This is a genomic window from Spirosoma gilvum, from assembly GCF_054776815.1.
This window is the reverse complement of record NZ_BAAHBH010000007.1, coordinates 305,234-330,382: the sequence shown is the minus strand read 5'-3', so window position 1 is coordinate 330,382 and position 25,149 is coordinate 305,234. Positions and strand designations below refer to the sequence as shown.

At 49.5% G+C, this 25,149-nt stretch carries 14 protein-coding genes and 1 pseudogene; 13 read left to right on the top strand and 2 right to left on the bottom strand.

Annotated elements, in window-relative coordinates; genetic code table 11:
• Positions 1-55: 55 nt before the first annotated feature.
• The 12 genes from ACYVFD_RS20095 (at position 56) to ACYVFD_RS20040 (ending at position 20,398) form a co-directional block, all read left to right on the top strand.
• Positions 56-1,300 carry a mandelate racemase/muconate lactonizing enzyme family protein gene (locus ACYVFD_RS20095; protein WP_461092253.1) on the top strand — a complete coding sequence of 415 codons (1,245 nt, stop codon included), beginning with the start codon at positions 56-58 and terminating at the stop codon, positions 1,298-1,300.
• A 252-nt stretch (positions 1,301-1,552) separates the two neighbouring features.
• Complete coding sequence (locus ACYVFD_RS20090) at positions 1,553-4,687, top strand: SusC/RagA family TonB-linked outer membrane protein (protein ID WP_461092251.1); 3,135 nt, start codon at positions 1,553-1,555, stop codon at positions 4,685-4,687.
• 131 nt (positions 4,688-4,818) lie between these two features.
• Positions 4,819-6,354: a SusD/RagB family nutrient-binding outer membrane lipoprotein gene (locus ACYVFD_RS20085; RefSeq protein ID WP_461092249.1), complete on the top strand. Its 1,536-nt coding sequence runs from the start codon at positions 4,819-4,821 to the stop codon at positions 6,352-6,354.
• Between the two features lie 82 nt (positions 6,355-6,436).
• On the top strand, positions 6,437-7,792 hold the full coding sequence (locus ACYVFD_RS20080) for an enolase C-terminal domain-like protein (protein WP_461092248.1): 1,356 nt from the start codon (positions 6,437-6,439) through the stop codon (positions 7,790-7,792).
• Between the two features lie 248 nt (positions 7,793-8,040).
• A complete protein-coding gene (gene dgoD, locus ACYVFD_RS20075; RefSeq protein ID WP_461092246.1) occupies positions 8,041-9,276 on the top strand; it encodes a galactonate dehydratase in 1,236 nt (411 codons plus the stop codon).
• Between the two features lie 144 nt (positions 9,277-9,420).
• On the top strand, positions 9,421-12,411 hold the full coding sequence (locus ACYVFD_RS20070) for a SusC/RagA family TonB-linked outer membrane protein (RefSeq protein WP_461092244.1): 2,991 nt from the start codon (positions 9,421-9,423) through the stop codon (positions 12,409-12,411).
• 14 nt (positions 12,412-12,425) lie between these two features.
• On the top strand, positions 12,426-13,898 hold the full coding sequence (locus ACYVFD_RS20065; RefSeq protein WP_461092242.1) for a RagB/SusD family nutrient uptake outer membrane protein: 1,473 nt from the start codon (positions 12,426-12,428) through the stop codon (positions 13,896-13,898).
• A gap of 111 nt (positions 13,899-14,009) precedes the next feature.
• Positions 14,010-14,990: a hypothetical protein gene (locus ACYVFD_RS20060; RefSeq protein WP_461092240.1), complete on the top strand. Its 981-nt coding sequence runs from the start codon at positions 14,010-14,012 to the stop codon at positions 14,988-14,990.
• A 65-nt stretch (positions 14,991-15,055) separates the two neighbouring features.
• A complete protein-coding gene (locus ACYVFD_RS20055; protein ID WP_461092239.1) occupies positions 15,056-17,305 on the top strand; it encodes a pyrroloquinoline quinone-dependent dehydrogenase in 2,250 nt (749 codons plus the stop codon).
• Positions 17,306-17,351: 46 nt separating this feature from the next.
• Entirely contained in the window at positions 17,352-18,362 is a 1,011-nt protein-coding gene (locus tag ACYVFD_RS20050; RefSeq protein ID WP_461092237.1) for a 2-dehydro-3-deoxygalactonokinase, read from the top strand.
• Positions 18,359-19,006 (top strand): bifunctional 4-hydroxy-2-oxoglutarate aldolase/2-dehydro-3-deoxy-phosphogluconate aldolase, encoded by a 648-nt coding sequence (locus ACYVFD_RS20045; RefSeq protein WP_461092235.1) that lies wholly within the window; start codon positions 18,359-18,361, stop codon positions 19,004-19,006. Before ACYVFD_RS20050 ends, ACYVFD_RS20045 begins: the two co-directional genes overlap by 4 nt.
• Positions 19,007-19,108: 102 nt before the next feature.
• Positions 19,109-20,398: an MFS transporter gene (locus tag ACYVFD_RS20040; RefSeq protein ID WP_461092234.1), complete on the top strand. Its 1,290-nt coding sequence runs from the start codon at positions 19,109-19,111 to the stop codon at positions 20,396-20,398.
• Here the strand turns inward: ACYVFD_RS20040 and ACYVFD_RS20035 are convergent.
• Positions 20,352-20,546, bottom strand: a pseudogene (locus tag ACYVFD_RS20035) (hypothetical protein); the annotation flags it as partial. The gene ACYVFD_RS20040 and the pseudogene ACYVFD_RS20035 overlap by 47 nt on opposite strands.
• A gap of 16 nt (positions 20,547-20,562) precedes the next feature.
• Entirely contained in the window at positions 20,563-20,706 is a 144-nt protein-coding gene (locus tag ACYVFD_RS20030) for a hypothetical protein (protein ID WP_461092233.1), read from the bottom strand.
• A 378-nt stretch (positions 20,707-21,084) separates the two neighbouring features.
• On the opposite strand from ACYVFD_RS20030, the gene ACYVFD_RS20025 reads away from it, so the two are divergent.
• Positions 21,085-25,056 (top strand): hybrid sensor histidine kinase/response regulator transcription factor, encoded by a 3,972-nt coding sequence (locus ACYVFD_RS20025; RefSeq protein WP_461092375.1) that lies wholly within the window; start codon positions 21,085-21,087, stop codon positions 25,054-25,056.
• The last annotated feature ends 93 nt before the right edge of the window (positions 25,057-25,149 follow it).

The window sequence follows — 25,149 nt, the reverse complement described above, 5'->3', positions numbered from 1 at the left end:
CAATTGCTTAAACGTTTAAGCATAGCAAATTAGCCACCTTAATCTCCCTGCTTGTATGCAACGAAGACGTTTTCTACAATCACTGGCAGCAGGTTCTGCTGTTGCTTTAACTGGCTTTCCGTTCCTTGACACACTAGCAGCTCCTCCTAAACTTAAGATTACCAAAATTCGGTACTATGCCGCTCCTGGCTACAATAAACCCTTGTTCAACCAGGCTAGAGGTATCGTTGAAATTGAAACCGATGGCGGCATCATCGGGATTGGGGAAGGCGGTTCGAAGGATATGATCGAGCAATTGGCCCAGATGATGATTGGCGAAAACCCGTTCCGTATCGAGCACATCTGGCAAAACCTGTACCGAGGGATGTTCTATCCGCCAGGCCGCGAAAAATTGCACGCGCAGGGAGCGCTGGACATGGCCTTGTGGGACATTAAAGGAAAAGCACTAGGCGTTCCGGTTTACGAACTTCTGGGTGGGGCTACCCGCGATTATGTCGAATGCTATGCTACAGGCTTCCGGGCCTCAAAAGGAAAAACCGAAGAAGAACGCGCCCGCGACTGTATTGAAGCTGGCTTACGGGCCTACCGGATTGGCCCAACCGGTGGAAATGGGGAACAGCCATTCGATTTTTACGACAATGCCAAGAAAACCATCGAGTTATGCAAACGGATCGATGCGGCTGTCGGTGGGGGAGGCAAATGGGCTATTGACCTGCATACCCGGTTTGATACAACAGAAGGCATTAAAATATGCAAAGCGCTTGAAAGTCTGGAGCCTTACTTTGTCGAGGATATTGTCCGTTCCGAAAATCCGGATGTCTACAAAACCGTGCGTCAGATGACCAATGTGCCGATAGCCGTAGGTGAGCAATTCGGTGACCGCTGGGATAGCAATACATTTATCGAGCAGCATCTGATTGATTACACGCGCTTTACGGTGCCCAACACGGGTGGGATTTCAGAATTTAAGAAGCTGGCGTCCATGTGCGAAACGCACTACGTGGGTATGATTCCGCACTTTACCGGGCCGCTGGCTACGGCGACACTCGTGCATGTATTAGGCTCCAGCAGCCCCATGCGTTGCCTGATGGAGCTGGGTGGTGGTGAGCCCGAACGTCCGGCCTATTTCAACGAGGATTTCGTCAATTTCAAAAACGGCAAACTCTATCTCAATCCAGAACCCGGTTTGGGTGTGAAGTTTGATCCGAAGAAAGCGACGTTCCTCTTCGAAGTAAAAGAGAATACCAAATTCCCGCACCCCGTTCTGAAAGCCCCTGATGGGTCGATTCATAACTGGTAATTTCTAGCCAAACGAAAGACACAATTTGAATTCGCGTGAGGGCAGGTTCTTAAACCTGCCCAGTGAGGTTTGTTAAAGCCGAACGATCCCTTATCTGTTGGGAATCTGACCTCACAAAAAAGCTCTTTCAAGAGTTTCGGGGCGTGATAAATTACTAGCCGATATTATCCATAGAAGAGCTGTTGTCTGTTGAATGTCAGTTGATTATATATTTTTCGCTTGCCTTTTATAACCATAATTTATTCCTAAATCATGAAAAGACGTGTAAAACTATTGGTGTTATTCCTGCTGGTTTGCCAGGGCTTCGGCTTTGCGCAAGGCAACAGAGTAACCGGTAAAGTGACCGGGCCTAATGACCAGGGATTACCTGGGGTCAACGTACTCGTAGGAGGCACATCGGTCGGGACAGCTACCGATGCAGACGGTAATTATTCGATAAATGTTCCCACCAATGCTTCGCTGATTTTCTCGTATATCAGCTACGTCAGCCAGACCGTTCCGGTCAATAATCGGTCGGTGATCAACGTAAAACTGGCTGAAGATGCGAAAGCCATCGATGAAGTGGTCGTAACCGCACTGGGTATTAAACGGGAGGCCAAAACGCTGGGTTATGCCACGGCTACCGTTAACTCTGACCAGATTTCAGTGAACCGTACCAACAACTTTGTCAGTGGTTTGCAGGGGAAAATGGCCGGGGTCAACATCACAACGATGGGTTCGGGACCTGCCAGTACCGCAAAAATCCGGATTCGGGGTCAGTCATCCTTCAGTGGTCAGAACAACCCGCTGATTGTTGTAAACGGCGTACCCATTGACAATTCTAACTATTCGCTTGGTGGTGATTATGGTTCCCGAGCCATGAATAACTCCGATGGGGGAGACGGTCTGAGTAGTATCAACCCCGACGATATTGAAACCATGACCGTCCTGAAAGGCGGTACGGCCGCTGCGCTTTACGGCTCCCGCGCCAAAGACGGCGTTGTGATGATTACGACCAAAAGCCGGGGTGTTGGCAAAGGAATAGGCGTTACCTATAACACCAACTTTACCACCGAAACAGCACTGGATTACACGGATTTTCAGTATGAATATGGCCAGGGCGAGGGTGGTAAGCGCCCCACTTCTGCCAATCCAACCTCAGGTGTCTGGAGCTTTGGCGAGAAATTTCAGCCGGGCATGACCCAGACCCTATTCGATAACGAAACCTGGCCGTATGAGCCGGTTTTCAATCGGGTAAAGCAGTTCTATCGCACAGGTACCAACTTCACCAATACGGTTGCGGTGTCCAATAATGGGCAGAATGGTGGTTTTAACCTATCGTTCAGCAATACCGACAATAAGGGAATCATGGAAAATAACACCTTCAACCGGAAGGTGATTAACCTGGGTTTTTCGCAGAATATCGGTAGTAAACTGACGGCTTCGGGCAACATCAATTACTCGAAAGAGAATAACGTGAACCCACCCCAGTTGAATGCGCAGGATTTTTCGGTATCGACGGTGATTTTCACCCTGGCGAACTCCATGCCGTTCCAGGCTCTTCGCGAGAACCAGACCATGCCCAATGGCGACGAGTTTGTATTTTCTCGCTTTCTGGTACGGAACAACCCGTATTACTCAATGAATTACCACTTCGAGAATATTCTGCGTGACCGGATTTTCGGCAACCTTGCCCTCCGCTATCAACTGACCGATTGGCTGTATGTACAGGGTCGTATTGCGCAGGACTATTACATTCGAAATCAGGACTATAACATTCCAAACGGTTACGCACCCATTGCCAAAGCACCGGTTGGCTACGTGAATGGTTCGTATACGCAGGACGTGCGGCAAAATACCGAACGGAATCTCGACTTCATTCTGGGTGGTAATAAAACCTTCGGTAAGATTGGTGTCGATGTAACGCTGGGCGGGAATGCCCGCTATGCCCGAAACGATTATAATAGCGTAACTGTACAGGATTTTGTGCAGCCGGGTTTGTATACGGTAGCCAACGGACGGGTTAAAAATCCAATTTATCAGCTTTCCGAGAAGAAAATCAACTCACTGTTCGGTTCGGCTACCATCTCCTACAACGATTACCTATTCCTGACCGCTACGGCCCGAAACGACTGGTTCTCAACGCTGGCCCCCTCTAACCGAAGCATCTTGTATCCATCGGTAACGGGTAGCTTCGTATTCTCGCAGGCCTTCGATAAACTGCCCGAATGGATTTCCTTCGGCAAAATACGGGCGGCTTATGCACAAGTAGGTTCGGACAACGTAAATCCTTATTCCAACGCACTCTACTATCAGGTCGATAACAATTCGTTCCCTAATCCAGCAGGACAGCTCGTGCCGGTGGGGGGTATCAACGTGTCGACCGTTCCGAACAAAAACCTGCGCCCGCTCCGCATTCAGGAGGCCGAGGTTGGTCTGGAACTGAAGTTGTTCAACAACAAAGTTGGCTTCGACTTTACATACTACCACAAAACCACCAACGACCAGATTCTGGCGGCCCAAATTTCGGATGCCTCGTCGTTTACGAATAAACTGATTAACGTAGGTCGGAGTATGAACCAGGGGCTCGAAATGTTGCTGACATTCTCACCCGTTACCACGAAGGAGTTCCGGTGGGATGTGAGCGCCAACGTATCATACAATACTTCGAAAGTATTACAACTCGGTTTATCGCCCAACGATACGGTCATTACCGTAAGTGGTGGTAGTGGTCGCGTACTCAATCAGGTGGTCGGCAAACCCATCGGGCAGTTGTACACCTTTATGTACCTGCGGGATGCGCAGGGCCGAAAAGTGTTCGATGCCAACAGCGGAATGCCACTTCGTAACAATACACTCGTAGACGTCGGGAATGCACTACCTTCTTATTTCGGCGGGATTACCAACACGTTCACGTACAAAGGAATAACCCTGTCGGCTCTGATCGACTTTAAGCTGGGTCACAAAATGATTACAGGCCGTAATATCAACTACCTGCGTCATGGCCTGTCGAAGCGAACGCTGCCGGGTCGCGATGTTGGCTATGTCATTGGCGACGGTGTGAATCCAAACGGCGAAATCAATCAGACCAAAGCGGCCGTACAGCCCTTCTATGAATCGCTTAATCCGCTGGGGATTCACGAAGATTTCGTCAACAACGCCGGATTCTGGAAACTGCGGCAGATCACTCTGGGCTATGATTTCACCAAGTTGCTTCCTGAACGGCTGTTTATCAAAGGGTTGAAGTTTAGTGCCGTCGCCAACAACGTACTGATCATCAAGAAATGGACGGAGAACATGGACCCTGAAGAAGCGATGGTTTCATCGGACAACTCCGTAGGGCTTGATTTCTGGCCTGGGCTACCTCCAACCCGTACGATGGGCTTTAACCTCAATGTTCGATTCTAAACACTTTGTCATTCCGCGATAGGAGGAATCTCAAGCTTGACTTGTAGGAAAATCTGACCGGGTCGCCGGAGCGGATTCCTCCTATCGACTACGCGTCCCGGTCGGAATGAAAAAAACTAATGAAGAAACTCATGAAAACATCCATAAAATACATCCTCACATTAACCCTCTCGCTGAGCCTGTTAACCGGCTGCGATGAGGGCTTTACAGAGGTCAATACCAACAAGGTTGACCCGACTTCGCTGGCTGCGTCGATGGTGCTGAACAAGGCCATCATCAATACCAATTATCTCGACGGATTTGGTACGTTGGGCATGTTGTGCTACAACTTTGGTATTGTGCAACAGATCATTACGCCCTATGGCAGTTCCCTGTCAGGTGCTAATTACGACCAGGTCAACAATAGCAATACGCCATTGGTCTGGCAGAATTTTTACCGCAACGTTCTAAAGCAGCTCGTATCCGTGCTTGACCAGACCAAAGCTGATCCGTTGCAAATCAATACGTATCAGGCGGCCCGAATCTGGCGTGCGTATATGTTTATGATTCTGACGGATACCTATGGCGATGTGCCGTATTCGGAAGCAGGGCAGGGGTACACAACCGAAGTGATCAACCCCAAATACGATGCACAGCAGGATATTTACAAGGATATTCTGAAAGAACTGGATGAGGCCTCGGCTGCACTGACGACAGCCCAGCAGCCCGTCGTAACGGACATTCTCTACGGGGGCGACGTCGCGAAATGGAAAAAGCTGGGTTACTCGTTTATGTTACGCGCGGCCATGCGTCTGACCAAAGTAGATCCGGCAATGGCAGAATCATACGTCAAGAAAGCGGTAGCGGGTGGGGTATTCCAGGCCAACGCCGATAATTCGATCATTCGGCATACGTCCCTGTATAACAACTACATTGCCAATCACTTACAGGCTCGCGAAAAAACGAATTTCTACCTGGCAGCGCCGTTTGTCGATTACCTGAAAGCCAACAACGATCCTCGGCTGCCCATTTTCGCGGTACGCTATGTGGGGGCTAAAGGCGGTCAGGAGCAGGTTGCTGCTCGGGCTTCATCGGAGCCAGCCGTTCAGATTGGTATGCCCATGGGGTATAATGACGTATCGATTGCGAACACGTTCCAGGCAAATGGCGTAGTCAGTTTGTGGGATTATACGCAGGTGAATCTCAATACGGTGCTGAAACTGGATGCGCCCGAGTTTCACATTACCTATGCTCAAACCCTACTTCTGCTGGCCGAAGCAGCTACACGGGGTTGGGTATCTGGTTCGGCTGCTGATTATTATGCAAAAGGCATCCGGGCTAATCTGGAACAAATGGCCTCCTATGGCACAACCATTCCTGAAGCATCGATCAAGGCCTATCTGGATGCCCACCCGTTCGATACGGCTAAAGCACTGGATCTGATCAATACCCAATATTGGGTTGCCAGTTTTCTGGATGGGAATGAAGCGTGGGCCAATTTCCGGCGCAGCGGTTTTCCGGCGCTGAAGAAAAATCCGTATCCGGGTTCTGAGGTGAAAGGGGACTTCATTCGTCGGCTACCCTATCCTGATAGTGAGATTATTGTCAACTCGGGGAAACTGAACGAAGCCATCACCCGGCAAGGGCCTAATACGATGGATACTCGCGTGTGGTGGGATAAAAAGTAGAATCAATTCTCCATTTTTCTTTGTCCTTTCGACCGGGATGCATCCCGGTCGAAAGGACAAAAAACCTCAATCACTTTACCTTATGAATAAACCTGATCAGAGCCGTCGCGAAACGTTGAAAATGCTGGGCTTTGGCTCGTCGGCCGGAGTGCTTGGTCTCTTTGGTGGCCCATCAACTGCCGAAGCGCGCGAACAACGGGGCACACCGCAGTATGCAGTTGGCGCGGCTCCTGTAAAAATTAAGAGTGTAAAGGCCATCGCTACGGCCCCGCAAGGCTCCAACCTGATCGTTGTGAAAGTGGAGACCACGGAGCCCGGTCTCTACGGTTTAGGGTGTGCTACGTTCACCCAGCGGGCTGCGGCTGTCGTCGTGGCTATCAACACGTATCTGAATGAATTTTGTGTCGGCAAAGACGTCGATAACATCGAGGATATGTGGCAGTCTGCCTATGTAAGTTCGTATTGGCGGAACGGACCGGTACTCAATAATGCCCTTTCGGGTTTAGATCAGGCACTGTGGGATATTAAAGGAAAGCGCGCCAAAATGCCTGTGTATCAGCTATTAGGTGGGAAAGTTCGTTTTGCTATTCCCTGCTACACGCACGCGGGTGGCAATACGCCCGAAGCTGCCGCCGACAGTGTGAAAAAATTCATGGAGCAGGGCTACAAATACATCCGTATTCAGCAGGGAGGCTACGGGGCCGTAGGGTCAACCACGGATAAGCCCGATTTCAAAACGGCTAGTTTTGGTTACGAAGGTGATGCTTACATGAACGTACAGGGTTACCTGAAATCCGTTCCCAAAATGTTTGAGGTGGTCCGTAAAGAGTGTGGCGATGAGATCGAACTCCTCCATGACATACACGAGCGCGTACAGCCGATGGAAGCGATCAACATGATCAAAAAGCTAGAAGATTACCATCCATTCTTCGTCGAAGATCCGTTCTCGCCCGAAAACATGAAATGGTTCGCGCAACTCCGTCAGGCTACCTCTGTGCCGATCGCGATGGGTGAGTTGTTCAATAATATCAATGAATTCAAGGAACCGATGGTAAACCAGTGGTTCGATTTTATTCGGATTCACGTATCACAGATTGGCGGTATTACACCGGCGATGAAAGTGGCTCGGTTGGGCGAATGGTTCAACGTACGCACAGCCTGGCATGGTCCCGGCGATGTATCGCCAGTAGGTCACGCAGCCCACGCACATATCGATCTGGCCGTCTGGAATTTTGGTATTCAGGAAGCGGTGCAGTTCTCCGACAAAATGAAAGAGGTTTTCAGTGGCTGCCCAACGATGGACAAAGGGTATATGTCCGTGAACGAGGTGCCGGGTCTGGGTGTCGATATCAACGAAAAAGAAGCGGCCAAGTACCCGATTACCACCAAATCGAACTGGCAGGTGCGTAAAATGGACGGGACAATCATTCGCCCTTAATTGACAACGCAGTACCACCGTGGCGTCGGGTTCATAAACCCGGCGCTGAGCGGTTTCTCAAAACCGTCTGGAACAGTACACACGGTTTTGAGAAACTAGTCAATGTCAGGTTTGAGAACCTGATATCACGGAAACCACAGGAAGCATAAGAACTTAAATAGGTTGGTAAGCCCACCGTAAACTTGTACTTAACTTTTTTTTGACCCCTTGCTTAAACGATTAAATAAACCCTTTAGCTGATAAAATGTATGAAAAAAACAGGCGTGTCCCGACGTAGCGCCATCCAATCTGTACTGGGCGTGGCTGGTCTGAGCACCATGGTGCTGCCCGAAACTTCGTATGCCAGTAATCCGGCTCCATTTCGCGATTACAGCAAAGTGAAGATCACCAAACTGGAAACGTTTCTGGTCAAACCCCGCTGGATTTTTCTGAAAATCCATACCGATGTGGGCATTCACGGCTTAGGCGAACCGCTGCTCGAAGGTCGTGCGTTGACGATCCAGACGGCCATTAAAGAAATTGAGCCATATCTGATCGGCAAAGATCCGCGTCAGGTGGTACATCACTGGCAGGCCATCTATCGCCATGCATTCTACCGAGGAGGTCCTATTCTGACGAGTGCGCTGAGCGGTATCGACCATGCCTTGTGGGACATCAAAGGGAAGCTCCTGAACGTGCCGGTTTACGAACTGTTCGGCGGCCCCACCCGCGACCGGGTGCGCGTGTATGGTCGAGCGAGTAATGCGGAAGAAATCAAGAAACGCAAAGCGGAAGGCTATACCGTCATCAAGACGGGCGTTGCCAAAAAGAACCCGGCCAATATCGTCGAGAATCCCAGATTCATCAAATACGCTGTCGATAATTTCGCGTCGCTGCGGGAAGCTGGGGGCGACGATATGGACATTGCCATCGACTTCCACGGCTCCGTTCCTCCCCAGACCTCCAAGTTGCTGATCAAGGAGTTGGAACCGTACAAGCCCATGTTCATTGAAGAGCCCGTTCAGGCGCAGAACGTGGATATTCTGGCCGATATAGCCCGTGGTACGCATCTGCCGATTGCGGCTGGCGAACGGATTTTTACGAAATGGGGCTTCCGCGAATTGCTGGAAAAACGCGCCGTGAGTATCGTTCAACCCGATCTCTGCCATGCGGGCGGCATCACCGAAGGACGAATCATTGCGGGTATGGCCGAAGCCTATTACGTGCCGGTAGCACCGCACAATCCAATGGGGCCAATCTCACTGGCAGCCGGGCTTCATCTGGCGGCTAGCGTACCCAACTTCCTGGTTCAGGAGCAAGTCTCGTTGGGCGAAGGCTACATCAAGAACCCATTCAAACTGCAAAAAGACGGTACCGTCCTGATTCCGCAAGGGCCTGGACTCGGTATCGAACTCGACGACGCCCAAATGAAAGACAAAATCGGTCACGACTGGAAAAACCCCGAATCCTACAACGCCCTCGACGGCTCCGTAGTCGACTGGTGACCGGAACCGGGATTTTTGTGATTTAACTGATTGAACTGATTTTGTTTTTCGCTTCGAAGAAGCACTCGCACACTAAATCATAGTCAGTCAATAAAATCACATAAATCCCGGTTCAGAAACATTACCTCTAAAACCTACATATACATGAAAAACTATGTAAATCTTTTCCTGCTGGCATGGCTGCTCAGTTCGAGCGTGGTCTTTGCCCAGAGTAGCCGGATTACCGGAAAGGTAACCGGTCCCGATAATCAAGGCCTTCCTGGTGTCAACGTTCAGGTGAATGGCACAACAACCGGAACGTCGACCGATGGGTCGGGAAATTATTCCTTAAATGCGGCCGGCAATGCAACGCTGGTGTTTTCGAACATTGGTTATGTCGGTCAAACGATTGACGTTGGTGGTCGTTCCGTGATCAACGTTCAACTGGCGGAGGATCTGAAAACATTGAGTGAAGTGGTCGTGGTAGGGTATGGTACGCAGCGAAAAACCGATGTGACGGGGGCGCTTACGGCCATTTCGACCAAAGAATTTGCCCAACAACCGGTTACTCGACTCGATCAGGTTCTGCAAGGTCGGGCGGCAGGGGTACAGGTAAGCCAGACAAATGGTGCACCAGGGGGCGATGCTCGGATTCGGATTCGGGGGGCTAACTCGGTGTTGGGCAATAACAACCCGTTGTACATTGTTGATGGATTCGTAGGGGCCGATTTTAACTTTGTTAACCCCAGTGATATCGAGACCATCCAGATTCTGAAAGATGCCGCTTCGACATCGATTTACGGTAGTCGCGGGGCCAATGGTGTGGTTATTATCACGACGAAAAAAGGGTCGAAAGGGCTGAAAGTTAATTACGAAGGCCAGTTCAGTACATCGGAAGTGATCAAACGATATGATGTATTACCTGCTGGCGAATTTGCCGAAATCGTGAATGCACGAGCTACGGCTGTTGGTTCAGGTTTGCCGTTTACCGCCGACCAGATCGCTCAGTTCAAACAAAACGGTGGTACCGACTGGCAAAGCCTGGTGTTCCGTAATGGGGGAGGGCAGCAGCACCAGCTTACTATATCGGGAGGTGGTGATAAAACGACCTTCCTGGTATCTGGCAACTATTTAAACCAAAATGGTATCGTCAATAATAGCGGCTTCAAACGATATATTCTGCGTACGAATCTGAACACGAAACTGAATGACAACCTCTCATTTCGGGTGAATTTGTGGGGCACACGAGCGCAGAACCACAACACCCTTGATGGCGGAGCCATTGTTCAGGCGTTGGCCTGGGCCCCGACAACACCAGCCTATGGTTCTGATGGCCAGCCTACGTTTACCGACCCGATCGGTTCTGTTTACCGTAATCCGCTCGATTATCTGTATGACCAATCAGTTGATGCGAACCGGAGCAGTATTAACATCAATGCGGGCGTAAACTACAAGCTTCCAATTAAAGGACTGTCGCTCGATTTACAGTATGGCATCAATTATCTGAATGCGCAAAACCTGAACCTGAATGGCAAACGCCTGTCGAACAATAACCCAACGGCAAGCCGGTATTCGTCAGAACAGTTAACCCTGCAAAATACGAATACGCTGAATTACGATCTCAAAGTAGGCGATCATTCAATCAACGCCGTTGCGGTTCTGGAAACACAGCAGTTTACAGATTGGAACTTCACCGCCAGCGCGTCGGGGCTGAGGTTCCCGCAACTGGGCTACGACAATATTGGTCTCAACACAGCCGCTACAGTGGCATCGGGCTATCAGAAATGGACACTGTTGTCGTTGCTGGGTCGTATAAACTACGGATACAAAGACAAATATCTGGTAACAGCAGCCGTTCGGCAGGATGGCTCGTCTAAATTCGGCGCAGCTAACCGTAATAGCATATTCCCATCGGTTGCAGTGGGCTGGCGTTTGTCGGAGGAGGAGTTTATTAAAAAGCTGGACCTATTCAACAACCTGAAATTACGGGGAAGCTGGGGTATGACAGGTAGCCAGGCAATTAATCCGTATGCTACCTTATCGACCTATAGCACAGCCGTTGTGGCTTACAACAACTCAGCAGCTACAGCCGGTGTACTCCTTGGCAACCCCGGTAACCCAGATCTGAAATGGGAAACAACCAGGCAGGTCGATGTCGGTTTGGAAATGGAATTCCTGAATGGTCGGGTGCGTATTGAAGCCGATTACTTCAAGAAAAATACGACCGACCTGCTCCTGAATGTAGCTATCCCGAGCTATGCCGGTGGCGGTACGCAGGCCCGGAACGTAGGAGAGATTGAGAACAAAGGCTTTGAGCTTTCTATCGGTGGTACACCCCTGAGCGCAGGTAGCTTCCGTTGGGAAACGAATTTGAATTTTTCTACGCTGAAAAATCAGGTGATCAGTTTGGGTGGGTTACCACGACTAGGCCAGGGTACGGGTGTCGGTGCAGGTATGTCGACGACTAACGAGTTTATGCTGATACCGGGTGAACCGCTGGGTTCTTATTGGGGACTGAATTACCTGGGTACCTGGAAGCCAAATGATGCCGATGCAGCCGCCAAGCAAGGACGCGTACCGGGCGATCCGCACTATCAGGATTTAAACGGCGACAACGCGATTACAACCGACGACTTTCAGATCATAGGTCGGGCGTTCCCAAAAGCAACGGGTGGCTGGAACAACACATTCACCTACAAAGGATTAACCCTGAACGTATTCTTTAACGGCGTATTCGGCGTTGATAAACTCAACTACACACGGGCGGCTGCGTTATCCGGTTCGGGTGATGCCCGGCAATTTATTCTGTCGGAAATCCGGGATTACTACCGGCCCGGTAACGAAACCTCTAATGTTCCGGCATTTACGAAAACGTATCAGCCCTTCACACAGTCGAGCCGATTCCTGGAAGATGGTAGCTTCGTTCGCCTGAAAAACGTAAGCCTCTCGTACACAGTGCCAACGGGTTTCATTAAAAACAAAGCGTCCATCCGGGTATTTGCCAGCGCTACCAATCTGTTTACGATCACGAAATACAAAGGTCCAGATCCAGAATCGGCGCGGGTTGGCTCAAGCACCGATACCGCTATCGGAATTGACTACGGTTCATATCCAAATGCCAAACAATACACGCTCGGTGTAAACCTGGGCTTCTAACTCCTTGATAAACCATGAAAAAATTAGTCATAGTTGGATTAGCCGCTTTACTCACAGCAGGCTGCAAAGGTTATCTTGAAGAAGATACAACCGGATTGTTATACGGCGGAAACGTACTCTCAACCCAGGACGGATTGGAATCAGCCCTGACGGGTGCCTATCGTGGATTAGGTAACCAGTGGACCTACGGATTCCTGCACCCATCGGCCAATGCAGCCACCATCGGCAGCGACGACGTAACGACACACCCCGCCAGTAACAAAGCCGACTGGCGCGAATTTGATCAATTCAACGTATCGACCACAAATCAACGTTCCGGGGCTGTTTATACGGGTTGCTACAAAGCGATTCAGGGGGCTAACAACGTCATTAACAATTACCAGAAAACTGTTGGCACCAAAGCGACAATTGACATCATTGCCGGAGAAGCGTACTTCATTCGTGGATTTTCCTACTATTGGCTGACGCGTTTTTATGGTAGCATTCCACTGGTTACGGCAGGTGAATACTCGGCTGATCTGCTCACGATCAAGAAATCGACGCCAGCCGAAGTGTATGCACTGATTGTCGAGGATTTGAAGAAAGCCGAAACAATGCTGCCCAATACCCGACGCGATCCCGGTCGGCCCAATGCCGGATCGGCGAAAGCGTTTCTGGCGGATGTGTACCTGACAATGGCAGGCTGGCCACTCAAGCAAACCGATAAGTACGACCTGGCTGCGGCTAAGGCCAAAGAAGTCATCGACAACCGCGCTGCCTATGGGTTTTCGCTGATGCCCACCTTTGCTGAAGTATTTGCGAACGATCCAGCTGTGGCCATCATCCCGGAATCGGTTTTCCAGATCAATGGCTTTACGGGTGGTAGCGGCACGGCAAATGCGACCTATGGCAACACCACCATGCCGGGTGAAGAAGGTGGTTGGGACGACATGTTTGCCGAGTTGAATTTCTTCAAGAACTTTCCCGAAGGACCACGCAAAGACGCTACGTTCCGTACGCAATTTGGTTTAGGCGCAACAACGATTCCCTGGCAGAATAGCCTGACCAAGCATCCGTACTACAAAAAATGGTATATCAAGGGTAATGTTGTCACCTCCAGCATTTCGCTGCCATCGGTTATGATGCGCTATCCACACGTGCTGACCATCTATGCTGAAGCAAAAGCACGCGGAACGGGTGGCCCTGATCAGGCTGCGTATGATGCGTTGAACGCCGTTCGGTTACGGGGCTGGGCTGCCGGTACTAAAGCATTGTCGCCGGGAGATGGCCTGACAGCCGCTCAATTTGCGGATGAAGTGGTGAAAGAACGTGCCTGGGAATTTGCCTGCGAACGCACTCGCTGGTTCGATCTGATTCGGCTTGAACAGGTAGAAGCAGCTAATGCAGCCAAAAGCCCCGACGATTTGCAGCCGATTAAGCCCATCACTAAGGCAAATTACTGGTTCCCATTGCCCTACACAGATACGTCGATCAATCCGAATTTGTAATCGGGCGTACTGATGCGAAAGTAGATTCTCTGGGTTTTGTTGTCTATAGATTGTTAATAAGTGTCCTAAAGACAACAAACCCAGAGATTCCTAACCAACCTAATTATGAACATGCTGAAACGAACACTGATCGCCCTGCCTACGCTGCTGGGGCTTGGGAGCGCTACACTACCCCTAGCCGATTTTCCACAGGCTGATCTGTCGAATGGGATTCTGCAAACCAGTTTATATCTGCCCGACGCTGGTCAGGGGTATTATCGGGGTACCCGTTTCGATTGGGCCGGTTCGTTTAAAAACCTGGATTATAAAGGACATACGTTCGTTGAACCCTGGTTTGAAAACTACGATCCTAAACTTCACGATGCGATCAGTGGCCCTGCCGAAGAATTTACGCCCTTGGGCTATAGCGAGGCCAAAGTAGGGGACACGTTTGTAAAAATCGGCGTGGGCGCACTTCAGAAAGCGGAGGACAAGCCCTACGTTTTTAGCAAATACTACGAGATTACCAATCCGGGCAAATGGACTGTAAAACCGCATAAAGATCACGTTGATTTTACCCACGAACTGACGGATGCCGCAACGGGCTATAGCTACGTCTATCAGAAAACGGTGAAACTCACAAAAGGCAAGCCCGAACTGGTTCTGGAACATCGCCTGAAAAACACCGGTAAGCTGCCGATTGAAACCAGTACCTACAATCACAACTTCTTCATCATCGACAAACAACCCACCGGCCCTACGGTCAATGTACAGTTTCCATTTGAGGTGAAAGGGGAGGGTAAAGGATTTGGTAGTACCATTGTTGCACAGGGAAATCGGTTGGCCTACTCGCGTGAGCTGGACAAAAAAGAACAGGTCTATAGCGGTGGTTTACAGGGCTTCGGGCCGACGGCGACAGATTATGACATTCGGGTTGAGAATCAGAAAACGGGTGCTGGCGTCCACATTACGGGCGACAAACCCCTGCAAAAATTAGTCTATTGGGCCTGTGCGACAACGTCCTGCCCCGAGCCCTACATACAGCTACAAGTAGCACCCGGTCAGGAAGTGAGCTGGAAAATAGCGTACGAATTTTATACCAAAACTCAATAAACTGCTGGCAACCAGCCACTACTAACACGATAGCTTTTCCTAAACTATAACTGCATTTTCAATACATGCATTCCTTTTTGAAAGTCTGCTTTGGCTTATTGATGCTGGGAATTTACTGGCCGCTGAACTGGCAAAGTCAAACCATTACAACGTACGAGTCGGGTAGCGATTGGCCAACTTATGGTGGAAATAATGCCGGGAACCGCTACTCACCGTTGACCCAGATCAATACGCAAAACGTCAAAAATCTGCAACTAGCCTGGACGTACGAGACGGGTGATAATACGAATCCGGCCCAGCGTGGCATGGACATTCAGTGCCAGCCGATTGTCGTAAAAGGGGTACTCTACGGCACATCGCCCCGCATGAAATTATTTGCGGTAGAGGCTGCAACAGGCAAGCAGCTTTGGCAATTTGATCCCTTTTCTGACCCGGAAAAACGTCCCCGGTTTCATCCGTTGCGAGGTGTTGTGTATTGGGAAGATGGAGCGGACAAACGTATTCTTTACGCCGTAGGCTCAACCTTATACGCGATTAATGCCCTGACAGGTAAGCCCGTTGCGGATTTCGGAACGAATGGCGAAGTCGATCTGCACAACGGCCTGGGTGATTCAGAAACAATGGGCCACAATATGGCGAACCTATCCATTCGGATGACAACGCCTGGGGTTATTTACAAGGATTTACTCATTACCGGTGCCAGCGTATCCGAAGGGGGAGATGCCCCTCCGGGCTACATCCGCGCGTTCAACGTACGGTCGGGCAAGCTGGCGTGGGTGTTCCGAACCATTCCGCTCCCCGGCGAATATGGCTACGACACCTGGCCGAAAGATGCGTATAAAAAAATCGGGGGAGCCAACTGCTGGGCGGGTATGGTTATCGACGAAAAACGGGGCATCGTGTATGCCGGTACGGGTTCGCCTTCCGTCGATTTTTACGGGGGAGCCCGAGCGGGTCAGAATCTGTTCGCCAACTGTGTCATCGCCATCAATGCGCAAACGGGCAAGCGGGTCTGGCATTTTCAGACCGTACACCACGATATGTGGGATCGCGATTTACCCTGTCCGCCCAATCTGATTCGGGTAAAACACAACGGGCGTATGGTCGATGCGGTGGCACAGGCCACCAAAGATGGGTATGTGTTTGTCTTTGATCGCGATACCGGTAAGCCGCTTTTTCCGGTTAAGGAAGTTCCCGTTCCAACGACCCCCGCTTTGCCGGGCGAAAAACCCTGGCCTACGCAACCCGTTCCGACCAAACCTGCGCCATTTTGTATGCAGGAATTAACGGAGGCAAACATCACCGACCGCACTCCCGAAGCGCATGCCTACGTGCTGGACCGCTACCGCAACAGTCGGCATGGCAGCAAATATATGCCACCGAATGAAGAAGGTACCCTGTATTTCGGGATGGGTGGCGGAGCTGAATGGGGTGGTACGGCAGCCGATCCGAATGGTATTTTTTATGTAAATTCCAATAACATGCTCTGGTGGCTGAAAATGCGCGATGTTCGTCAGAATCAGGGCGTTGCTATGACGAGGGGAGCGGCTTTGTTTAATTCGAATTGTTCGGTTTGTCACGGATTGAGCGATAAAAGTAAGTCGAAAGCGACGGCTAATGCGGCCAATCAGGCGTACCCCGATTTAACCGATGCGGGCAGTCGTTTGTCAGGCGATCAGATTCTCAGTTTGTTGGCTACAGGCCGTGGGCGGATGCCATCGTTTGGCCATCTTTCCAAAGAAGATCGGGAGGCCATCGTTAATTTTCTATTAAAAAAAGAGACGTCAGCCGCACCGCCAACAGCCCCGGCCGTGGTGGATGTGCACAGTTCAGTAGGCTCGGTTGCGACGGCCAAAAACGCTGAATTCCCCTATTCGCCACCGTTTCTGAACAATGGCAATACGCAGTTTCGGGACCAGGATAATTACCCGGCGCTCAAAACGCCCTGGGGCACGCTGAATGCGATTGATCTGAATACCGGTAATTTTGTTTGGCAAGTGCCACTGGGCGAATACCCTGAGTTGGCTAAAAAAGGCTTACCAACAACTGGAACCGAAAATCACGGTGGCCCTGTCGTAACAGCGGGTGGACTGATTTTTATTGCTGCCACGTATGATGAAAAGTTGCGGGCTTTCGACCAGAAAACCGGCAAAATTGTCTGGGAATATCAACTCCCTGCTGGTGGTTTTGCGACACCGATAACGTATATGGTCGATGGGCGGCAGTACGTAGCCATTGCTTGTGGCGGTACTCGATATGGCTTAAAGTCAGGAGGTTCTTATGTCGCATTTGCCTTACCTTCAACCAACAATTAACATGAATGGCAAAGCTCTTCATTCAGATCTATCCCCCAATAACCGAATGATTACTTATCTGTTATGCTGTGACTGGGGCACCTCTTTTTTTCGATTACGACTGATGCGGGCGTCTGATTATCAGTGCATTGGTGAGGTGTTGTCGCAGACTGGTATTGCGGGTACGTTCGGAAACTGGAAAGCGGTTAATGAAACGCAGCGAATTTCGCGAGACCAGTTTTTTCGCCATCAATTGAAAATTCAGATTGACCAGCTGGCCCATAAACTGTCGATGGATCTGGCGTCGATTCCGGTCGTTATTTCGGGGATGGCCTCATCATCCATTGGCATGGAAGAGCTTCCGTATGCCAACCTGCCATTTGCCGTCGACGGTTCTCAGGCCAGCATTCGCCATTTTGAGCCTATGACCGACTTCCCACACGATATTCTATTGATTTCGGGCGTCAAAAGTCAGCAGGACGTGATGCGGGGCGAGGAAACCCAGCTTATCGGACTGATCGCTTTGCTCAACCGGACGGGCGATAAACCGAACGAAGCCATCTGTATTTTTCCCGGTACGCATTCTAAGCACATGTACATTCAAAATGACCAACTAGTTAATTTCGATACGTACATGACGGGTGAATTATATGATCTGATGGCTCATCGAAGCATTCTGAAAGATTCTGTGGATACGACAAAACTGACAAATTTGACCAAAGCTGATGTGTTGGCGTTTAAAAAAGGGGTGAATCAGTCCAAATCGTTGACTATTTTGAATAGCTTGTTTACGGTTCGGACCAATCAATTGTTCGATAAGTTCTCCAAAAAGCAGAACGCGCTGTATTTGAGTGGACTCCTGATTGGCACAGAGCTGAATCCGCTCCTGAAAAATAAAAATGCATCGCTGGTATTGTGCAGCGGTACGAAGCTTTCCGCTTTCTACGAACTCGCCCTGGAGGAACTCAATCTGCTGTATCGAACCATCACCATTCCGGCCGACCTGATTGATCAGGCCGCCAGTATTGGCCAAATCATCCTATTCCAGAATCAGACCGCCAAAGTAGTCACGAAATGAATCAGACACCTTTTTCCTGGGAATTATTCACCCAGATGCCCCTGGTTGGTATCATCAGAGGGCTATCCATTGACGATATCCACCAGATTCTTCCCATGTATCACGAAGCCGGGCTGACGACAATTGAAATAACCATGAATACAGCGGGGGCCGAGCAGGTTATTCAATACGCCAGTAAGCAGTACCAGGGGCGCTTAAACGTCGGTGCCGGAACTGTCTGCAGGGAAGAGGACCTGGAAAAAGCGCTGGCGGCTGGCGCTCAGTTTATTGTGACGCCCATTCTGAACAAAAAAGTGATTAAGTCCTGCGTGAAAAGTGGCATACCGATCTTTCCGGGCGCTTTTACACCGTCGGAAGTTTATAAAGCCTGGTCACTGGGTGCTTCCATGGTAAAAGTGTTTCCGACAACAGCCTTAGGGCCTGGCTACATCAAGGATTTGAAAGCTCCGCTTCACCAGATAAAACTGTTACCAACAGGCGGGGTGAGTCTGGACAATATGCATCAGTTTATAAAAGCTGGTGCCAACGGGTTGGGAATTGGTAGTCAACTGTTTGACAAAGCGCTGATTGATCAGAAAAATTGGCCGGGTCTAAAAGCCCATTTTCAGGCATTCGTGAATCAGTTCAGCCAGGCTGTTTCTTAAACATCTTTCAGAAGTTCTCCCGTGTCTGTGTCCTCACAGACACGGGAGTCGACGGACTAACTAAAGCCATTTTTTGTTCTCATTTCTTAAACTCTTACCGTTTTGAAAATCCGTAACTATCGCTGGATCATTGTTGTGCTGCTGTTTCTGGCCACAACGATCAATTACCTCGACCGTCAAATCATCGGTTTATTAAAGCCAATTCTGGAAGTTGAATTTGGCTGGAGCGAAACGGATTTTGCCCGCATCGTGATGGCTTTTCAGGCGGCTTATGCTACAGGCTTATTGCTGCTCGGCTGGTTTATTGATAAAGTCGGCACCAAGGCTGGCTATTCCATCACAATTATTTTCTGGAGTGTCGCCGGTATGTTGCACGCTGTAGCCCGAAGTGCCATTGGCTTTGGGATTGCCCGGGTTGGCTTGGGGTTGGGTGAAGCCGGTAACTATCCGGCTGCGGTGAAAACGGTTGCTGAATGGTTTCCCAAAAAAGAACGTGCGCTCGCAACAGGACTTTTCAACGCCGGAACCAGTGTTGGCGTGGTAGCTGCCCTGATGATTGTGCCCTGGATTTTAAGTAATTACGGTTGGCAGGAGGTTTTTTGGATAACAGGCGCTTTAGGCTTCGTCTGGTTAGTTTTCTGGGTTATTTTTTACGACGTTCCGGCCAGGCAGAAACGATTAACGAATGAAGAATATACCTACATCGAAAGTGGTCAGGAAGCGGAACCCGAAGCAAACGCATCGGTAAAGTGGGCTAGTCTGTTTGCCTTACCACAGACCTGGGCGCTGATTACGGGCAAAGGACTCATCGACCCGATTTACTGGTTCTTTCTCTTCTGGCTGCCCTCTTATTTTTCATCCATGTTCAAGCTGGATTTGAAGAAACCAAGTCTGGAATTGATGCTGATCTATCTGGCGACTACAGTGGGCAGTATTGGTGGCGGTTACTTATCATCCTGGCTTATCAAAAAAGGCTGGCCAACGCTGAAAGCACGCAAGACGGTCCTGTTTGCGTTTGCCGTTATCGAGCTGTCCGTTATTCTGATTCAATTTGTTACGGATGTATGGGTAGCCGTTGGGCTGATAAGTTTAGCAGTAGCGGTTCACCAGGCCTGGGCTACCAATGTCTTTACCATGGCCTCGGATTTATTCCCCAAGCAGGCTGTCAGTTCGGCCGCCGGTATTGCCGGGATGGCTGGCGCGGTTGGCGGTATCTTTTTTCCGATGCTGGTGGGTAGTTTGCTTGATTCGTACAAAGCGGCTGGAAATCTGGGTGGTGGCTATAATATCCTCTTCACAATCTGCGGCTTCACGTACCTGACTGCCTGGGCCATTATTCACCTGCTCACCCGAAATATTCGCCGGGAAGACGCTGATAGAGTGGTTGGTTAGGCTTCTTTAGTTGTTGGACAAGGACGGTCTTTTTTATGCAGTTAACCTCATCTAAGATCTTCTGCCAAATCTGCTGACCGGTGTTGCGGTTAATAGCCGTTAAAGTACCCCAGGACGGTTTGATGGCGGGGTATCCTTTACTATCTAAAAAATTCGTGTAACCGTTAACGTGATAGAAATGTAGGGGCCATGTTTAGCGGGCGCACCGGGGGCGTAGCGACTGTTTCCACTTTCTCATCGTTAAACAAAAACGCCAGTAGCTCCTGTTTTGAGCGGTCTTCGTCGTACGTTCGGCGTGGTTTTACCACGTTGTAGTTCCTGGTACAGCTAAGTTAAGCAACTCAACTGTCTGTTAAATCTGGACTATCTCAACTAGATAGCTCAATAGTAAGCCGTTACAAACTAGGCGGTTTGCTTAGACCAGCCATTTAATGAAGGCCTAACCCCATAGAGACTCAAAGCCATTTTGCCTCTAGTATTCGTTCTGCTTATCTGTAGTAGTTAATACCGTTCCGAGCTTATTGATCAGCAAGTGGCCAATTACTTAACCAGTTTGGTGCCCGTTGATAGTTAATATAAACTACGTAATCCATATATTGACTTCATATGATTACTTCATTTTTTTAATCCGTTGAGTACCAATTATATTTCCTGCCTTTGTTGCCACCGTTTCTTCTTTGCTGACGATGATAGGCCGACGGATTGTGTTAACTATCCTGCTATGGAAATACGTTCCATTGGTATTTGCTCAGGTAGGGCCATCTGGAGACCGAACACTCACGACTGCCAATGGTCTTCCCAACTCGACAATAACAGGTCTGGTTCAGGATCGTACGGGCTTTATCTGGATCGCTACTGCCGATGGACTAGCCCGCTACGACGGACGGAGTGTTAAGGTATTTCGCCATGAAGATCAGCCCAATTCATTAGGCGAAAATAACATCATTAACCTCCAGAATCTTAGCGATGGCACGCTACTGTTGCAAACACGTACCGGAGATTTCCAGCGCTTTAATCCGGTAACTGAGCGTTTTTTTCAATTTCTCCCACTTAAACAGCAAGGTGAACGACGAATTGAAGATGGCTATTTAACTTCGGACAGAAAGGGTTTTTGGGCATTATGGCGCGGAGGGAAAGTGCAGCATTATGACCTTCAGCAGCACAGAATTCGCTTCTGGGACAAACGAATTCTGGGGGCTAATACCCGGCATATGGATACGATGATGCCCGCTTCTAACGGATCTGTTTATGTCCACTATTACAAAGGTATCATTGAGATCAACCCAAAGACCGGGACGCACCGGGAGATACCGTTTACAGGACCCATTACGCACTGGATGAGTCGCGAAATGTTGGCTCCAGACGGAATTATTATGGCCGAACGGGGCAATGGCGACATCATCATTATGGGCAAACACCATCTGTTGCTATTAAACCCGAAGACAAGTCAGTATCAGGATATTGTCATGCCGGGCTCATTAAATCCCAACAGCGCCTATGGCCTTCGCGTATTAGCCGATGGGAACGTATACGTAGGGATTGGGAAGCAACTCTACCAATTTACGAACAATAACCGTTTTGACCTGATTCATGAACGTCAGAAAGGAACACGCGAGACCGTAACCTATAGTATTCCTTATCTACTCGACCATTCGGGTGTATTCTGGATGCTGACCGAAGCAGGAATCGTTCAGTTCAATCAGCATCAGTTGCCCTTCCAGACGTACACCTATAAAGTGGACTGGAAAACGGATTTGTTGCAAATCGTACTAGGTGTTAAGCCACCTTCCTGGAAAATGTCTTCCGGCGATAGCTGGACACGGTTCACCTACGCCAACAATCATTTTTGGTTTATTGATGTAGCCTCACTATACCGCTGTAACCCAGCGAGTCATCGGCTGGAGTGGTCCTCAAGCGATTTGACCGGCGATAGATGTGCCTGCAAGATCACCTTAAAACCCGACCAGCGAGATCGGTTGTGGGTGTATGCCAATGAGAAAGGAGGACTGACCGAAATGGACTCAAACGGTCGGATAAAACAGTTTTGGCCGAATAGTCTGGTTCCGCTAACCTTTGTAAATCCGGGCCTGGACTTGTCTGATATTCAACCGATGGGATCGGTAGTCTGGATGGCATCCAATCAGGGCAAAGGCTTATACAAATATGACCTCCGGCAGAAAAAGATTGTGACCCAGTTACTGCACAGCCCTTCCAACAGTCAATCGCTGCCGACCAACCAATTACTGTGTTTACTGGCTGATCCGAAGCAGCCAACAACGGTACTTTGGATCGGAACAGTAGACGCTGGACTAACCCGGTTTGATACAAAAACCGGTCACGTTAAAACGTTTACGGAGAAAGACGGCCTGCCGAATAACACCATCAATAGTTTGCAGGCCGACAGGCAGGGTTTTATCTGGATGGGTACTAACAAAGGATTGGTACGTTTAGACCCTCATTCGTTCCATAAACGCGTTTTTACGCGGGAGGATGGCCTACAGGACAACGAATTTAACTTTGCCGTTTCGGCTCAATTACCAGACGGGCGCCTGGCCTTCGGCAGCCCAACGGGCATGACTATTTTCAATCCCGCTGCTATCAAGGAGGATACATTTGAGCCCCCCGTTGTGCTATCTGCCTTACGAGTCAACAACACCATAGTGGAACCCAACCAGACTGATTCGCCCTTGTCAGCACCAATCAACGCACTCACACAATTGTCACTCGACTACACACAAAACTTTCTGACAGTTGAGTTCGCGGGTTTGGAGTACAGCAAGCACGATAAAATTCAGTACCGATACCGATTGATAGGTGTCGATAACGATTGGGTAGATGCCGGTACGCAACATACGGCCAACTACACGCAGCTTCGACCTGGCAACTACACCTTTGAGGTGATGGCTACCAATACCGATGGCAGGTGGAACAGCCACCCTAAACAACTGGCCGTTGTTATTACACCCCCATTTTGGGCAACTTGGTGGGCTTATGCGCTGTATACATTAATCTTGGGTGGAGCTATTTTTAGTTTTGTTCAATTTCGGGTTCGGCAGGGGCGTCAACAACAGGAAATGGAACTCCGACGTCGGGAGTCTGAACAGCTAAAGGCTGTTGACGAGCTAAAAACGCGCTTTTTCTCGAACATCACCCATGAATTTCGAACACCTTTATCCTTAATTCTGTCACCAACTGAAAAGCTGTTACAGGAAACAAAGCACGATACCCTCACCCGACAGACACTAACATCGGTACAACGAAATGCCGGACAATTACTTCGGCTGATCAATCAATTACTTGACCTGTCGAAACTGGAAGCCGGAGGAATGACTATCTCACTGGCACGAGGTAATGTTGTTCCGTTTATCGAACAACTCGTCGAATCCTTTCGCCCGGCAGCCGAACAAAAAGGGGTAGCGCTCCTTGTTCGAACTGATACCATGCCCGAAGATCACGTATTCGACGCCGATAAATGGACGACAATTATTACCAACTTACTCGCAAATGCCCTCAAATTTACTCCAGCGGGAGGACAGGTGAGTATAGAGCTGATACCCATCGGTCAGGAAGCTATCCGCCTGATTATTAGCGACACAGGGATTGGTATTTCGGCGGAAAAGCTCCCCCATATTTTCGACCGTTTTTATCAGGTTGATGACACGCGCACTCGGGCTTATGAGGGTACGGGTATTGGCTTAGCGCTTGTCAACGAACTGATTGACATACTGGATGGCACTATTGCCGTTGAAAGTCAGCCTAATAAGGGAACAACCTTTACAGTACAACTTCCTGTTCTACCTGCTTTAGTCGACGCTGACATCCCCATGGTTGTTTTGCCAGCCCCCATAAAGCAGGAATTAACCTACCTTCATAATCACGCAGAAGTAACACAGCCCAGCTCGCAGGTTGATCAACCACTGATCGTAGTCGTTGAAGACAATACCGAATTGCGTAATTTCATTGCCAGTGAGTTAGCTGCATCGTACCGCATACTAACAGCTAAAAACGGGCATGAAGGCTGGCAACTGGCCCAAACCGAACTGCCCAATGTGGTGATTTCAGATATCATGATGCCTGGCATGGACGGTTATGAACTTACTCGTTTACTGAAAACCAATTCCATTACCAATCATATTGCAGTAATGTTGCTAACTGCCCGAGCCTCACACGAAAGTCGTATGGAAGGGCTGATGCAGGGGGCGGATGACTACCTGATTAAACCCTTCCACCTCGATGAATTGCACCAGCGAATACGCAATCTGCTGACCCGTCAACAAAGTCTCCGGGAGTATTATTATCAGCAATTTACCCAACCTGATGATGCGTTTAATCCCGACGTGGTGGAGGATAAATTTTTGCAACAACTGCACACAGCAATTGATACCCACCTGGCCGACAGCACGTTTGGCGTCGATGAACTGGCCCGCCAGGTAGGTATGAGTCGCCGAACGCTCCACCGCAAACTAGCTACTGTTGCCAATCAGTCGGCGAATGACATTATCCGTCAGTATCGGTTGAAACGAGCGGCTCAATTGCTGCTTGCCGGTCATAATGTATCCGAAACAGCCTACCTTGTCGGCTACGAAAGTCCAGCCCATTTCTCTCTCATTTTCAAGGAGTTTTTTCAAAAAACACCTACGGAATATACTCAGCGCTGAGCCTGTCCCAAAACCGCTCACATTTGGCTTAAAACCGATAGTGACTTTGTGGTAAGTAGGAGAATATTGTACTGCCGTCAGCAATGGCTGCTG

Coding starts and splice junctions, on each gene's coding strand:
- ACYVFD_RS20095 (WP_461092253.1), top strand. CDS start 56: ATGCAACGAAGACGTTTTCTACAATCACTGGCAGCAGGTTCTGCTGTT.
- ACYVFD_RS20090 (WP_461092251.1), top strand. CDS start 1,553: ATGAAAAGACGTGTAAAACTATTGGTGTTATTCCTGCTGGTTTGCCAG.
- ACYVFD_RS20085 (WP_461092249.1), top strand. CDS start 4,819: ATGAAAACATCCATAAAATACATCCTCACATTAACCCTCTCGCTGAGC.
- ACYVFD_RS20080 (WP_461092248.1), top strand. CDS start 6,437: ATGAATAAACCTGATCAGAGCCGTCGCGAAACGTTGAAAATGCTGGGC.
- dgoD (WP_461092246.1), top strand. CDS start 8,041: ATGAAAAAAACAGGCGTGTCCCGACGTAGCGCCATCCAATCTGTACTG.
- ACYVFD_RS20070 (WP_461092244.1), top strand. CDS start 9,421: ATGAAAAACTATGTAAATCTTTTCCTGCTGGCATGGCTGCTCAGTTCG.
- ACYVFD_RS20065 (WP_461092242.1), top strand. CDS start 12,426: ATGAAAAAATTAGTCATAGTTGGATTAGCCGCTTTACTCACAGCAGGC.
- ACYVFD_RS20060 (WP_461092240.1), top strand. CDS start 14,010: ATGCTGAAACGAACACTGATCGCCCTGCCTACGCTGCTGGGGCTTGGG.
- ACYVFD_RS20055 (WP_461092239.1), top strand. CDS start 15,056: ATGCATTCCTTTTTGAAAGTCTGCTTTGGCTTATTGATGCTGGGAATT.
- ACYVFD_RS20050 (WP_461092237.1), top strand. CDS start 17,352: ATGATTACTTATCTGTTATGCTGTGACTGGGGCACCTCTTTTTTTCGA.
- ACYVFD_RS20045 (WP_461092235.1), top strand. CDS start 18,359: ATGAATCAGACACCTTTTTCCTGGGAATTATTCACCCAGATGCCCCTG.
- ACYVFD_RS20025 (WP_461092375.1), top strand. CDS start 21,085: ATGATAGGCCGACGGATTGTGTTAACTATCCTGCTATGGAAATACGTT.